The sequence below is a fragment of the Paludibacterium sp. genome (genome assembly GCF_019232825.1).
In the GTDB taxonomy this organism is placed as follows: domain Bacteria; phylum Pseudomonadota; class Gammaproteobacteria; order Burkholderiales; family Chromobacteriaceae; genus Paludibacterium.
Genome location: NZ_JAFAND010000039.1, coordinates 15,398 through 29,380 on the forward strand (window position 1 = coordinate 15,398; position 13,983 = coordinate 29,380).

General features: G+C 66.1%; 14 protein-coding genes and 1 pseudogene. 7 read left to right on the forward strand and 8 right to left on the reverse strand.

Annotated elements, in window-relative coordinates:
• Positions 1 to 13 precede the first annotated feature (13 nt).
• Positions 14 to 961, reverse strand: coding sequence for a substrate-binding domain-containing protein (locus JOZ06_RS04635; protein WP_293229243.1), 948 nt, complete (start codon positions 959 to 961; stop codon positions 14 to 16).
• A 70-nt stretch (positions 962 to 1,031) separates the two neighbouring features.
• Complete coding sequence (locus JOZ06_RS04640; protein ID WP_293229245.1) at positions 1,032 to 1,706, reverse strand: transglutaminase-like domain-containing protein; 675 nt, start codon at positions 1,704 to 1,706, stop codon at positions 1,032 to 1,034.
• Between the two features lie 140 nt (positions 1,707 to 1,846).
• Between JOZ06_RS04640 and JOZ06_RS04645 the strand changes: the two genes are divergently transcribed.
• The 7 genes from JOZ06_RS04645 (at position 1,847) to mmsB (ending at position 8,728) form a co-directional block, all read left to right on the forward strand.
• The gene (locus JOZ06_RS04645; protein ID WP_293229248.1) at positions 1,847 to 3,112 is read left to right on the forward strand and encodes an Hsp70 family protein; all 1,266 of its coding nucleotides are present in this window, start codon (positions 1,847 to 1,849) and stop codon (positions 3,110 to 3,112) included.
• Positions 3,113 to 3,193: 81 nt separating this feature from the next.
• Positions 3,194 to 3,688: a GNAT family N-acetyltransferase gene (locus JOZ06_RS04650; RefSeq protein WP_293229251.1), complete on the forward strand. Its 495-nt coding sequence runs from the start codon at positions 3,194 to 3,196 to the stop codon at positions 3,686 to 3,688.
• A 118-nt stretch (positions 3,689 to 3,806) separates the two neighbouring features.
• The gene (nfsB, locus tag JOZ06_RS04655) at positions 3,807 to 4,463 is read left to right on the forward strand and encodes an oxygen-insensitive NAD(P)H nitroreductase (protein ID WP_293229253.1); all 657 of its coding nucleotides are present in this window, start codon (positions 3,807 to 3,809) and stop codon (positions 4,461 to 4,463) included.
• A gap of 1 nt (position 4,464) precedes the next feature.
• Entirely contained in the window at positions 4,465 to 5,367 is a 903-nt protein-coding gene (locus JOZ06_RS04660) for a LysR family transcriptional regulator (RefSeq protein ID WP_293229256.1), read from the forward strand.
• A gap of 165 nt (positions 5,368 to 5,532) precedes the next feature.
• Positions 5,533 to 6,165 (forward strand): heme-binding beta-barrel domain-containing protein, encoded by a 633-nt coding sequence (locus JOZ06_RS04665; protein ID WP_293229258.1) that lies wholly within the window; start codon positions 5,533 to 5,535, stop codon positions 6,163 to 6,165.
• Between the two features lie 149 nt (positions 6,166 to 6,314).
• The gene (locus tag JOZ06_RS04670; protein ID WP_293229261.1) at positions 6,315 to 7,832 is read left to right on the forward strand and encodes a CoA-acylating methylmalonate-semialdehyde dehydrogenase; all 1,518 of its coding nucleotides are present in this window, start codon (positions 6,315 to 6,317) and stop codon (positions 7,830 to 7,832) included.
• A gap of 11 nt (positions 7,833 to 7,843) precedes the next feature.
• On the forward strand, positions 7,844 to 8,728 hold the full coding sequence (mmsB, locus tag JOZ06_RS04675; protein WP_293229264.1) for a 3-hydroxyisobutyrate dehydrogenase: 885 nt from the start codon (positions 7,844 to 7,846) through the stop codon (positions 8,726 to 8,728).
• Positions 8,729 to 8,804: 76 nt separating this feature from the next.
• On the opposite strand, the gene JOZ06_RS04680 is transcribed toward mmsB, so the two are convergent.
• The 6 genes and pseudogenes from JOZ06_RS04680 to JOZ06_RS04705 form a co-directional block, all read right to left on the reverse strand.
• Complete coding sequence (locus tag JOZ06_RS04680; protein ID WP_293229267.1) at positions 8,805 to 9,125, reverse strand: hypothetical protein; 321 nt, start codon at positions 9,123 to 9,125, stop codon at positions 8,805 to 8,807.
• Between the two features lie 290 nt (positions 9,126 to 9,415).
• Positions 9,416 to 10,432, reverse strand: a complete 1,017-nt coding sequence (locus JOZ06_RS04685; protein ID WP_293229270.1) for a 2Fe-2S iron-sulfur cluster-binding protein — start codon at positions 10,430 to 10,432, stop codon at positions 9,416 to 9,418.
• Between the two features lie 54 nt (positions 10,433 to 10,486).
• Positions 10,487 to 12,136 (reverse strand): hydroxylamine reductase, encoded by a 1,650-nt coding sequence (hcp, locus tag JOZ06_RS04690; protein WP_293229272.1) that lies wholly within the window; start codon positions 12,134 to 12,136, stop codon positions 10,487 to 10,489.
• Positions 12,137 to 12,254: 118 nt separating this feature from the next.
• A complete protein-coding gene (locus JOZ06_RS04695) occupies positions 12,255 to 13,055 on the reverse strand; it encodes a siderophore-interacting protein (protein WP_293229275.1) in 801 nt (266 codons plus the stop codon).
• Positions 13,045 to 13,695 carry a PadR family transcriptional regulator gene (locus JOZ06_RS04700; protein ID WP_293229276.1) on the reverse strand — a complete coding sequence of 217 codons (651 nt, stop codon included), beginning with the start codon at positions 13,693 to 13,695 and terminating at the stop codon, positions 13,045 to 13,047. Before JOZ06_RS04700 ends, JOZ06_RS04695 begins: the two co-directional genes overlap by 11 nt.
• Before the next feature lie 95 nt (positions 13,696 to 13,790).
• A pseudogene (locus JOZ06_RS04705) lies at positions 13,791 to 13,983 on the reverse strand (MFS transporter); the annotation flags it as partial.

Genomic DNA, 13,983 nt, shown 5'->3' on the forward strand with positions numbered 1-13,983 from the left:
CCGGCGACAGACCCTAGGGTTTGGCTGCGCCGCGGTAGACGGAAAAGTACAGAATTTCCTGCTGATCCATGTTCTCGCGGGTCAGCAGGGTCACGCCGCTGTCGATCGCGCGCGGCGCGTCGGTTTGGCCGCGCAGCATGCGATACGCCAGCGTCACCGCGGTATAGCCCATCTGGAACGGCCGTTGCAGGATCAACAGCGAGATCGACCCCTGGCGCATCGCCGTGAACAAACGGCGGTTGACGTCGAACCCCACCATCATCACCTTGCCCGCCAAGCCCAACCGTTGCAACGTCAACAGCGTGCCTTCCGTGGTGGTTTCATTTGGGGTGAACACGGCGTCGAACCGGCCGTCCAACGGCCGCAGCGCCTGTTCGGAGGCGGCGCGGGCCGAGGCGACGGTCGTACCCAAATAGGGGCTGGCCACCACCGCGAGTCCCGCTTGGCGCAATCTGTCGGCCACACCGCGCTCGCGCTCGTCGGTCGACTGCACGCCTTGCTGCAGCCGCATCAACACCACCCGGCGCAGCCCGGAGCCGGCCAACCGGCGCACGATCTGCTCGCCGGCCAGCCGGCCGGCGGCGTAGTTGTCGGTCGCCACCACGGAAAACGGGGCCGCCGCGGGTTCGCTGCGGTCGATAAACACCACCGGCAATCCCTGGCGCTGCCATTCGCCCACCTGGCGCCCCCGCTCGGGCGCGTTGGGCGCCAGCACCAGCGCCTTACAGCGCTTGGCCATCACCCGTTCGATCAACAGCAACTGTCCCTCGCGGTCGGTTTCCGTTTGCGGCGTCAGGTAGACCACCTTGACCCCCAACTCGCGTCCCGCGGCCTTGGCGCCCTCGCCGATCACCCGCCAGAAGCTGGCGCCGCCGCCGGCGCCGACTACGCCGATACAAGCGCCGTCAGCCGCCGGCACGGACAGCAGAACGAGCAGGAACAACAATAGGGGTAGACGCATGGGGCTCTCTCACGGCAAGGCGCTTCCTTCTTCATTCCTAGCCTATCGCCCATGCAGATACAACGGATTCTCATTCGCCGCCAAGGCGGCTGTTCAGATAACGCTCGGCCGTGTGCCGCAGCGGCGACGGCACCGCCGCCAGCCATTGATTGAAATGCAGGCCAAGCAAGCGGTTGTTGCCGGCGCGTGCCGTCATGGCCGCCGCCAGCGAATCGAATACCGGATCGTCCGGCGCCAGATCGCGCGCGTTCGCCTGCGCGAAGGCGTCGCCATCGGCCCGCCAATCGCAGCGCCCCGCGCGATGGACACCGTGCCCCTGCGCCCACCCGGTAGCGGCCAGCCGCCGCTGCTGCCGCGCGAATGTCGATGGCGGGAACAAATAGCTATCGGCATGCTGCCAGCCGCCGTCGATCTCCACCTGCGTCACCGCGTGAAACAAATAAGACGGCAGACAGCGGTATACCGGCGCGGGCACGGCTTGGCGCAACACGCGCTTGTCCAGCCGGACAAAGCGCAGACGCGCGCGAATGCCGGCCGCCGTCAGCAAGGCGCGCATCACATCGCCCTGGGCGTTGCAGTGGCCGCGCCGGCAAGCCAACGTCTGCTGCGGCGTGACGGTTTCGAAGCCGAGCGTGAAGCCAAAGGCGATGTGGTCGCGCACATAGTCGTGTATCGCCACGGCCCGCTCGCGCGCGCTATCGAATGGTCCCTCGGCGCAGAGCCGCCGCAACACTTCCTCCAGCATGAACAGGCTCCAAACAATATGATTTTGGGATAAATATACCAGCTGCGTCATACCGCCCGCCATCAAGAACCGGCAATCCCTTGCCGATCAGTAACATACGGCGTATCATGCCGCCCTTTTTCCCCCTTGGCCCGACCTTCATGACGCTCCCGACGACCGCTTTGGCTTGTGGCATCGACTTCGGCACCTCCAATTCGACCGTGGGCTGGCACCAAGCCGGCCACGAACCGTTGGTGCCGTTGGAAAACGGCGAGACGACGCTGCCGTCGGTGGTGTTTTTCGATTACGAGGAAGACCGCATCCATTACGGCCGCGCCGCGCTCGACACTTATATGCAAGGCGACGAGGGGCGGTTGATGCGCTCGCTCAAAAGCCTGCTCGGTTCGAGCCTGCTGGACGGGCAAACCGAAGTGCAGGGGCGCGCCTTGCCGTTCCGCCAGCTGCTGACGGTGTTCATCGCCGAACTCAAGCGCCGCGCCGAGGCGCACGCCGGCCGGCCATTCGAGCACGCGGTGCTGGGACGCCCGGTCTTCTTCGTCGACGACAATCCGCGCGCCGACCAGCTGGCGCAAGACACGCTGGCCGAGATTGCGCGCCAGGTCGGCTTGCGCGAGGTAAGTTTCCAGTTCGAACCGATCGCCGCCGCCATGGATTACGAATCGTCGATCACGCGCGAGGAGCGCGTGCTGGTGGTGGACATCGGCGGCGGCACCTCCGACTTCACCCTGATCCGCCTCTCGCCCGAGCGCCGCGGGCTCGACGAACGCCAATCGGACGTGCTGGCCACCGGCGGGGTGCACATCGGCGGCACCGACTTCGACCGTGCCTTGAGCCTGTCGCAGGCCATGCCGCTGTTCGGCTATCGCACCCAGCTGCGAAACGGCGCCGAGATGCCGTCGAGCTACTATTTCAATCTGGCCACCTGGCACACCATCAACCAGCTTTATACCCGCAAAACCTGGATGGATCTGCAGGACGTCTACCGCGATGCCGTGGCCTTGCCCTTGCTCGACCGGCTGTTCAACCTGATCAACCAACGCGCCGGGCACCGGCTGGCGATGCAGGTCGAACAAGCCAAGATCGACTTGTGCGCGGCCGACGAAGCCCTGCTCGACCTGACTCACCTGGAGCCGGATCTGCTCGCGCGTTTCTCGCAAGCGCAGATGGAACTGTCGCTGACGCCGCTGATCGACCAGATCGGCCGCACCGCCCATGGCGTGCTGCAGGATGCCGGCCTCAACGACGATCAGATCGACACGCTGTACTTCACCGGCGGGGCCAGCGCCATCCCCTGGCTGCGCCGGCGCATCGCCGAGCTGTTTCCCACGGCGCGCCACGTCGAAGGCAACCGGTTCGGCAGTATCGGCTGCGGTTTGGCGCTGGAGGCGGCGCGGCGCTACGGTTGATGCGGCGCAACATACCATTTGTCTAGCCAACTATCCCTGCGTTAGCATGGACTGTCCCACCGACCTTCAGGAGAGACAGCCATGCCGACGCTCACCATCCGCCATTCCCGCCCAACTGACGCCGAAGCGGTACGCGACATCTATGCTTGCCCCTCGGTCCAAGCCGGCACCCTGCAGCTGCCGTACCCGTCGCTGGAACTCTGGCAGCAGCGCGTCGGCGAGCACCGGCCGAACCACTACAGCCTGGTGGCAGAACGCGATGGCCGCGTGGTCGGCCAGCTCGGCCTGGAAGTCAACGCCAACCCGCGGCGCAAGCATGCGGCCCACTTCGGCATCGGCGTCATGGAGTCCGAACAAGGGCAGGGCATCGGCAGCCGGCTCTTGGCCGCGGCCATCGACTTGGCCGACAACTGGCTCAACGTCACGCGGCTGGAGCTGACGGTCTACATCGACAATCCGGCGGCCATCGCCCTGTACCGGAAATTCGGCTTCGTGATCGAAGGCGAATCAGTGGGTTACGCCTTCCGGCAAGGCGAATTCGTCAATGTTTTCCATATGGCGCGCCTTCGCGCATAATTTGACAATCAGTGATTGATTATCAAAAAAAAGACGAAACTGCTTCTTGAGCCGCGCACTGATTTCCGCTCGCCGCACGCGGCATAATCGCGAAACCCTATCTTGCTACTGAGGATTCATGATGAATATTGCCGACATCGCCCTATCGCGCCACGCCACCAAGGCCTTCGACCCCGCGCGCAAGATCCCGGCCGAGCTCGCCGGCCAGATCGAAACGCTGCTGCGCTTCAGCCCGTCGTCCACCAACGCGCAGCCGTGGCACTTCTTCATCGCCGACAACGACGCCGGCAAGGCGCGCATCGCCAAGGCGGCGCAAGGCGCTTATGGCGCCAACGAGCCGAAGATCCGCAACGCGTCGCATGTGGTGGTGTTCTGCACCCGCGCGGCCATGGACGATGCGCACCTGGCGGCCGTGTTGGCGCAGGAAGCGCGCGACGGCCGTCTGCCGACCGACGAGGCCCGCGCCAATCAACATCGCGGCCGTTCGTTCTACGTCAACATGCACCGCTTCGAGCGCCGCGACGCGCAGCACTGGATGGAAAAGCAGGTCTATCTGGCGGTCGGCACGCTCTTGCTCGGCGCCGGCGCGCTCGGCATCGACGCCTGCCCGATCGAGGGCTTCGATCAGGCGCTGTTGGACGAGGAGCTCGGTCTGCGCGAACGCGGCCTGACGAGCGCGGTCATCGTGGCGCTCGGCTATCGCAGCGACGACGATTTCAACGCCAAGCTGCCCAAGTCGCGCCTGCCGACAGAGGCGGTCATCACCCGCCTGTGACATGCGCCTCGGCGATCTGACGATTTTCGTGCTTGCGGCCGACAGCGGCAGTCTGTCGGCCGCCGCGCGCGCGCTCGACATCACCCCGGCGGTCGCCAGCGCCGCCATCAAACGGCTGGAAGACGAGCTGGGCACGCGTCTGTTGGCGCGCTCCACGCGCAGCCTGCGTCTGACGCGCCAAGGCGAACAGTATCTGGAACACGCGCGCGCCGCGCTCGCCTCGTTGCAGGCAGGCCGCGACACGCTGGCGCGCGATCAGCAGCAGATCGGCGGCAAACTCACGCTGGCCATGCCGTCCGACCTGGGGCGCAACCTGCTCGCGCCGTGGCTGGACGAATTTCTGCGCGAGCACCCCGCGCTATCGCTGCACATCCGCCTAAGCGACCATCTGACCGATCTCTACCGGCAGCCGGTCGACCTCGCCATCCGCTACGGCCAGCCGGAAGACTCGTCGCTGATCGCGCTGCCGCTGGCGGCGGACAACCGCCGCGTGCTGACCGCCACGCCTGACTATCTGCGCCATCATGGCCAGCCGCGCCATCCCGACGACCTCGCGCGGCACAACTGCCTGCGCTATGCGTTGAGCGATCTGACTCACGATCAGTGGACCTTCTGGCGCGACGGCCAATCGACCAGCGTGCGGGTCGCCGGCGACCGCATCGCCGACGATGGCGACATGGTGCGGCGCTGGGCGCTGGCCGGCCTGGGCCTGGCCTATAAATCGCAGTTGGACGTGCTCGCCGATCTGCGCGCCGGCCGGCTGCAAACCGTGCTGGGCGATTGGCAGGGCGAGCCCGCCCCGATTTATCTGTTGTGCGCGCACCGCCAGATGCTGTCGCCGGCCATCGACCGCTTGCGCCGTTTTCTGCAACAGCGCATCGCCGACTATCTGGCGGGTGACTAGTACTACGTTGGCGCAATGCCGCGCGTGGCGCGGCGATTGCTCCCTACGACCTCGGATGCGCACTCGTGTAGGGCGCACTCGCCGAAGGCAGTGCGCCACAAACACGCGCGCCGATCCGCCAGGTAGAATCGGATATCACCATGGATTTGTTCAGAAAGGTCCGCCATGCAGGAATTTGCAGAAGACATCTACACCGAGGACGACGACCGCGACGTCACTACCTTGAATAATCTGGGCCCGCTCACCCCGATGGCGGGCATCTGGCAAAGCGTGCGCGGCCAGGACGTCAAGCCGGTGGCCGAAGGCACCGAGGAACAGACCTACGTGGAACGGATGGAACTGCAGCCGATCGATCCGCAGCCCAACGGGCCACAATTGCTGTACGGCCTGCGCTACCACACGCACATCGTCAAGCCGGGCGAGGTGGAGACCTACCATGACCAGGTCGGCTACTGGCTGTGGGAGCCGGCCACCGGCACGGTCATGCACACGCTGACCATCCCGCGCGGCATGGCGGTGCTGGCGGTGGGCAAGGCGGCGCCCGACGCCAAAACGTTCGAATTGGTGGCGACCAAGGGCGGCGCCGGCTGTGGTATCAGTTCCAGCGCCTTTCTGGAATATGCGTTCGATACGGTCGAGTTCCGCATCAAGGTGACGATGCACGACGACGGCAGCTGGACCTACGACGAAGATACGGTGATGAAGATTCTGGGACGCGACGAGCTGTTCCACCACACCGACCGCAACCATCTGCAAAAAATCGGCGAGCCCACGCCCAATCCGCTGGCGCGCACTTAAAACAGGCTTGTCGCGCGAATGCCGGTACTCTCTCCCGGCATTCGCTTGGGTCTTTTTATCTGTATGTCCTAAAAAACATACTGCATATACTGTGCACGACAAAGGCAGATCACATGCCTTGGCCATCACAACGAGAGAGAGACCCCACCATGAACGCCTACCCGAGCCGCCCCAGCGTGGCCAGCGTCAAACTATTGATCAACGGCGCGTTTGTCGATTCGCATAGCCAAGAATGGCGCGAGGTCGTCAACCCCGCCACGCAGGAGACCTTGGCGCGCGTGCCGATGGCCACGCCGGCCGAAGTCGACGCGGCCGTGGCCGCCGCCGAAGCCGCTTTCCCCGGCTGGAAGAACACCCCCATCAGCGCGCGCATGCGCATCATGCTCAAATTGCAGGAGCTGATCCGCGCCAACCTGCCGCGCATCGCCAAGACACTGACCGCCGAACAGGGCAAAACGCTGGCCGACGCCGAGGGCGATATCTTCCGCGGCTTGGAGGTGGTCGAGCACGCCTGCGCGGTCGGCACGCTGCAATTGGGCGAATTCGCCGAAAACGTCGCCGGCGGCGTCGACACCTACACGCTGCGCCAGCCGCTCGGCGTCTGCGTCGGCATCACGCCGTTCAATTTCCCGGCGATGATTCCGCTGTGGATGTTTCCGATGGCCATCGTCTGCGGCAACACCTTCGTGCTCAAGCCCTCCGAACAAGATCCGCTCTCGACCATGCAGCTGGTCGAATTGGCGCTGGAAGCCGGCGTGCCCAAAGGGGTGCTCAACGTCATGCATGGCGGCAAGGACGTGGTAAACGCGCTATGCGCGCACCCCGCGGTCAAGGCGGTGTCCTTCGTCGGCTCGACCGCGGTCGGCACGCACGTGTACCGGCTGGCCAGCGAGCACGGCAAGCGCGTGCAGGCGATGATGGGCGCCAAGAACCATGCCGTGGTCTTGCCCGACGCCAACCGCGAACAGACGGTCAACGCGCTGGTGGGCGCCGGCTTCGGCGCCGCCGGGCAGCGCTGCATGGCGACCTCGGTGGCGGTGCTGGTGGGCGCCGCCCGCGACTGGCTGCCCGACATCGTCGCGCGCGCCCGCGCGCTCAAGGTCAACGCCGGCATCGAGCCCGGCGCCGACGTCGGCCCGGTGGTATCGCGCGCGGCCAAGGCGCGCATTCTCGGTCTGATCGAATCCGGCCTGCGCGAGGGCGCCACGCTGGCACTCGATGGCCGCGACGTCAGCGTGCCGGGTTACGAGCAAGGCAACTTCATCGCCCCGACACTGTTTAGCGACGTGCGTGCCGACATGGAGATTTACCGCCAGGAGATTTTCGGCCCGGTGCTCTTGGTCATGACGGTCGACACGCTGGACGAGGCCATCGCGCTGGTGAACCGCAACCCGTTCGGCAACGGCGTCGGCCTCTTTACGCAAAGCGGCGCGGCGGCGCGCAAATTCCAATCTGAGATCGACGTCGGCCAGGTCGGCATCAACGTGCCGATTCCGGTGCCGCTGCCGTTCTTCAGCTTCACCGGTTCGCGCGGCTCGAAGCTCGGCGATCTCGGCCCCTACGGCAAGCAGGTGGTGCAGTTCTACACCCAGACCAAGACCGTGACCGCGCGCTGGTTCGACGACGAGGCCGCCGACGGCGTCAACACCACCATCCGCCTGCGTTGAGGAGCACCGCAATGAACATCGCTTTTATCGGCTTGGGCAATATGGGCGCGCCGATGGCCATGAACCTGCTCAAGGCGGGCCACGCGCTGAAGGTGTTCGATCTGAATCCGGCCGCCATGCAGGCGCTGGCCGAGGCCGGCGCACAGGCGGCGCTGTCGCCGCGCGCGGCCTGCGACGGCGCCGAGTGCGTGCTGACCATGCTGCCGGCGGCGGCGCACGTGCATAGCGTACTGACCGCCGACGAGGGCGTGCTGGCCGGCATCGCGCCGGACGTGCCGCTGATCGACAGCAGCACCATCGACCCGGCGAGCGCCCAGCGCTTCGCCGAATTGGCCGCGCGCCAAGGCACCCCGTTCGCCGACGCGCCGGTCTCCGGCGGCACCGGCGGCGCCGCTGCCGGCACGCTGACCTTCATGGTCGGCGCGAGCCCGGCACTGTTCGAGCGCATCCAGCCGGTCTTGACCGCCATGGGCAAGCACATCGTCCATTGCGGCGGCGTCGGCATGGGTCAAACGGCCAAGATCTGCAACAACCTGGTGTTGGGCGTGTCGATGGCGGCGGTGGCCGAGGCCATGTCGCTCGGCGCAGCGCTCGGCATCGATACCAAGATTCTGGCCGACATCATCAACACCTCCAGCGGCCGCTGCTGGAGCTCGGACACCTACAACCCCTACCCCGGCATCGTCGAAACCGCGCCGGCGTCGCGCGGCTACAGCGGCGGCTTCGGCGCCGACCTGATGTTGAAGGATCTGGGGCTCGCCACCGGCGCGGCCAAGTCGGTGCATCAGCCGGCGTTCATGGGCGCGCTGGCCGAGCAGCTGTATCAAGCGCTCAGCCAGCGCGGCGACGGCCGGCTGGATTTCTCGGCCATCATCAAGCTCTACCGGGACGCTTAAGCTGGCGCACTGCGCCCTACGCGAAGTGTAGGGTGCAATCGCCGCGCGGCGCGCGGCATTGCACCAAACATCTCCGTTAGAACAGCGCCGTCAAGCTCATGGACTGCGCCTGCAACTGCTGGCACGGCTTGGCCAGCAGCGCATCCAACTGCGTGGGCGGCAACGGCGGCGCGTCGGCTTGGCCATGGCGCACACGGATATGGCGCAGCGCGTGCTCGACCTCGCTGAGCTCAGTGGCCAGGCGGTCGAGGCGCGGCAATGTCGCCACCAGCTGATCGAGCGGCGGCAGCCAATCGTCGAGGCCGGTGGCGCGCAAGAGGTCGGGGCTCATGATGCGCATGCGCGTGAGACGGTCGTGCAGGGTGATGAGGTGGGTGGTATAGAGCGAGGCAACCATCAGAATCTCCTAAAAGATTTGAGATCCCTCCCTGGCTGGGAGGGGGCTGTTCCTACGCTCATCGTGGATCAGAAAGCGCCGAGGGCCTTGCGGAAACACCTCGCAGCCCCCGACGGATACGACATCGCGGCCAGGAGAAACCTGGCCGGCGGGGTCGATCCACAATGATTTAGGAGCCCCCACCCTAGGCGATGCGCCGCGCGGCGTCGAAGCTGCGCGGCCGGGGTATTTCACAATGGTGGCATACCTATGCCGCGCGATCCTGCGTCAACAATGATCAACACGGGCGCTCAGCCCTGCGACACCACCAAATCGCCTTCAACGCTGCAGCAGCACGCCAGCACCCAGCCGTCGGCCAGCTCCTGCGCCGACAACGCGCTCTGCGCGCCCATCCGGTAGTCGCCCGACAGCACTTTGACCTTGCAGCTGCCGCAGTCGCCGCTGCGGCAAGCGGCGATCATCGGGATGCCTTGCGCCTCCAGCGCCGCCAGCAGATTGCCGCCGCGCGCCGTTTCGGCGCGGTCGCCCCAGGGTTCGAGCACGATCTGGTGGCGCGGCGCGTCGGCCGGCGCGGTCTCAACCGCCGGCACATTCTTCGGCAGGAAGGTTTCGCTATGGATGCGCGCCTCGGGCACGCCCAATTGGCGCGCGAGCGCGCTGGCGGCTGCCATATAGGTTTCCGGCCCGCAGCTCATCACCGTGCGCGCGGCGATATCGGGCACGAGGCCGGACAGCAGCGTGGCGCTCAATTGGGTGTGCTCGCGGCCGTGCTCGCGGATCAGCCGGTGCAAGGTCAGCTGGCACGGGTGCCGTTGCTGCAGCGCGCGCCATTCGTCGGCGAAAATCACGTCCTGCTCGCGCCGCGCGTGGTAGAGCACCGTCACCGGCGTCCCAGGCCGGTGCGTCAGCAGCCAACGGGTCATCGACATCACCGGCGTGATGCCGCAGCCGGCGGCGAGAAGCAGATAGGCGTCGCCCGGCGCGTGCTCGGGGGTGAAACGCCCTTGCGCCGCCGACAGCCGCAGCCGGTCGCCCGGTTGCACCCGCGCGGTGAGCCAAGTCGAGCCGATGCCGTTTTCGATGCGGCGCACGGTCAGGCTCAGCCCCGGCGTCACGCCCGGCGTCGATGACAGCGTATAGGCGCGCACGTGGCGGTCTTGATCGACGCCCACCAGCGCGTATTGGCCAGGCAAATAGTCGTAGTGCCCGCCGGCCGGGTCGAGATCCAGCGTCCAGACATCGGGCGTTTCACGCCGGATGGCGCGCACGGTCGCCTCCCGCGGGCAAAGGGATAGCACGTCCTGCACATTTTTCTCCCAAAGAAAACGCCCCGGCGAAACGCCGGGGCGGGATCGCGCGGCTTAGGCCGACAGCATGGCGGCCATGTCTTGTTCCACCGTGCCGATCGAGCGCATGCCGAAGCGGTCGGCCAGCACGCCCATCAGCGTGTCGTTGAGGAAGGCCGGCGCGGTCGGGCCGGTGTAGATGTCGCGCACGCCGAGCGACAGCAAGGTCAGCAGAATGACGATCGCCTTTTGCTCGAACCACGACAACACCAGCGTCAGCGGCAGGTCGTTGACGCCGCAGCCGAGCTTGTCGGCCAGGGTCACGGCCAGCATCACCGCCGAGTAGGCGTCGTTGCACTGGCCGACGTCCAACAGACGCGGCAGGCCGCCGATGGTGCCGAAATCGTGCTTGTTGAAGCGGTACTTGCCGCAAGCCAGCGTCATCACCGCGCAATCCTGCGGCACTTGACGGGCGAAGTCGGCGTAGTAGCTGCGCTCTTGCCGGCTGCCGTCACAGCCGCCCACCAGGAACACGTGGCGCAGTTGCTTGCTGGCGACCAGGTCGATCACCGCATCGGCGGCGGACAGCAGCGTCTGGCGGCCGAAACCGACGGTGATTTCATGCGCTTCGGCAGTCTCGGCAAAGCCCGGCATCGCCTGCGCCTGGGCGATCACCGCCGAGAAGTCTTCGCCTTCCAGGTGCTTGACGCCCGGCCAGCCGACGATGCTGCGGGTGTAGATGCGGTCGGCGTAGCGGCCGACGTTCGGATCGATCAGACAATTGGAGGTCATGATGATCGGGCCGGGGAAGGCGGCGAACTCGCGCTGCTGGTTTTGCCAGGCGCTGCCGTAGTTGCCGGCCAGATGCTTGAAGCGCTTCAGTTCCGGATAGCCGTGCGCCGGCAGCATTTCACCGTTGGTGTATACGTTGATGCCGGTGCCTTCGGTCTGTTCCAACAGCGCGCGCAGGTCTTTCAGGTCATGGCCGGAAATCAGGATCGCCTTGCCAGCCACCGGGTTGACGTTGACTTGCGTCGGCACCGGGTGACCGAACATCGCGGTTTCGCCGTCGTCCAGCATCGCCATGATGCGGAAGTTGAGCTGACCGATGTCGAGCGACAGCGCCAGCAGCGTTTCGATGTCGTCCGACGGGTCGGCCAACGCCACCATCTTCTCGTGGAAGCCCTTGGCAATATCGGTGTCCACGCGGCCCAGCACGCGCGCGTGCTCCATATAGGCCGCCGCGCCCTTCAGGCCGTACAGGCCCAACAGACGCAACCCATGCACTTCCTCGCTGACGTCGAACACGTCGCGGTCGAGCGCCCAGGCTTCCGCTTGCGCGGCGAGACCGGCCAGATCGGCGGCCGGTTCGATGGCCGCTTGCGCCAGCGTTACCGTCGCGGACGGATCGACCGCGCGGCAGCTTGCCGCCAGCGCTTCGCGCAGGCTGACCGCCTCGCGCGTGTAGCCGATGATGCGCTGGGTGTCGAAGTTGACGTTGGTGAGCGTGGCGAAGAAGGTACGCGGCACGAAGGCGTCGACATCGGCGTCGACGATGTTCAGCGCGCGCGCCTTCAGCGCCCAGGCCGACAGGCCTTGCAGCGTAGCCACCAGCAAATCTTGTTGATCGGACGTTTGGGCGCTCTTGCCGCACATGCCCTGGGTAAAGCTACAGCCCTTGCCGCCGGGGGCCTGCATGGTTTGTTCGCATTGGATACAGAACATTACGCACTCCACGAGGTTGAGAATTTGGAATGCGCGAGTCTACGGCGCTGCAACATGAAAGGGGCATGCTACATACCCCTTTTTTGAATAGCTTGATCCGGGTCAAGCCGGCAGTGTCTCAATCGTCCAATGTCTGGTGGCGCGCCGTCTCGCCGCGCTGCCAATAGCTCACCGCGCGCAGCCGTTGTTTGTCGATGCCGCGCGCAAGCAACTGCTGGCGCACGGCCCGCGCCATCGTCAGTTCGCCGGCAGCCCAGACATAACCCTCGCCGGGCGGAATCTCCCAAGACGCAAGCGCCGCGTAGAGCGCCCCGCCGTCAGTCGCCGGCAGCCAGCGGATATCGGCTTGGGCGGCGGTTGGCAGCGCCAACCGATCGGCCGGGTCGTCCACCGTCAGCAATACCCGCGCCTGCGCGCCCGAGGGCAGCATCTCCAGCCGGCGGCCGATGGCCGGCAATGCGCTGGCATCGCCGATCAGCCAATGCCAGTCGTAGCCGGTAGGAATCACCAGCGAGCCGCGCGGCCCGCCAAACCCCAGCGTCTGGCCGATGCGCGCATGCGCTGCCCAGCGGGCGCCGGGGCCATCGCCATGCAGTACGAACTCGATGTCGAGTTCGCCGCGAACCGGATCGAACCGCCGCGGCGTGTAATCGCGTGCGATCGGCCGCGCCGCTTCCGGCACGCGCGCCGGCAGACCGTCGGCGTCGAGCTGCGGCATGCGCGGCAGCGCTTCGCCCGGCGCGGGGAAAAACACTTTGACGTGATCGTCGAACGACGCCGAGACGAAGCCGACCAGATCGGGTCCACGGAAAGTGATGCGCACCCAGTGCGCGCCGCGCGGATGAATGGCGCACACCTGCCCGAGCCGAAAACGCAGCGGGTGCCGCACCCTTTCAATGACCAGATCGTCACGCGCCATGGGCGGGCCCCTGTTCAATCTCGCTCAACGCGCGACGCAAAATCGCGATCAACCGGCGCTGTTCGTCGGCATCGGCGCCGGCACGCAGCAGCAGCGCATGCTTGAACGCGCGGCGCACCTCGACGAACTCCGGCAGCCAGCCGTCTTCCGTTTCGCCGTTCTCCGGCGCCTCGCCGGCCATGGCGCGGCGGAAGGCGGCCATGCGCCGTCCCATGTGCGTCAGCGCGGCCAACAGCCACTGAACCCGCTCCGCCTCGGCGCTCAGCTGCGCGCGGCCCTCGTCCGACAAACGGTAGCGCTTGCGATTGCCGTCGGCTTCAGCCACCACCAGCCCGGTGTCATCCAAATAGGTCAGCGCCGGGTATACCACGCCCGGGCTCGGCGTATAGGAACCGCTGGAGCGTTGCTCGATATCGCGGATCAATTCATAGCCGTGACGCGGCGTTTCGGCCAACAGCGCCAGCAACATCAGTTGCAGATCTTGCCCGCTGAATTTGCGCCCGCGGGTCAGGTCGCCCCCTTCGGGATCGAAGGCGTCGCCGCCGTGATGGCGGCGATGCGGCCCATGGCGGCCCATGGCATGGCAAAGGCGGTGATACAAAGCATGCGGGCCGTGCGCCCCTCTGTGACAGTGATGCATAACGACTCCTTTTATATCGTAAAACACATCGTAAGATATATCGTACGATATACAGGGCATCATCAAAAAGCAAGGTTTTGTTTTCGGCAGGCAATTCAGAAGGCCAACGGATGCGGCAGGGGCCGGGCCGCGCCGAACACACGCGCCGCCGCCAGCATGGCGCCGGACAGCATCGCCGCGCTGACGAAATAGCCGGCGGGACCGAGCCAGCCCATGATCAACGAGCACAACACCGGCCCGAGCGTCCCGCCCAGCGCGTACATCATCAGCAGCGTGGCGTTGGCCTCG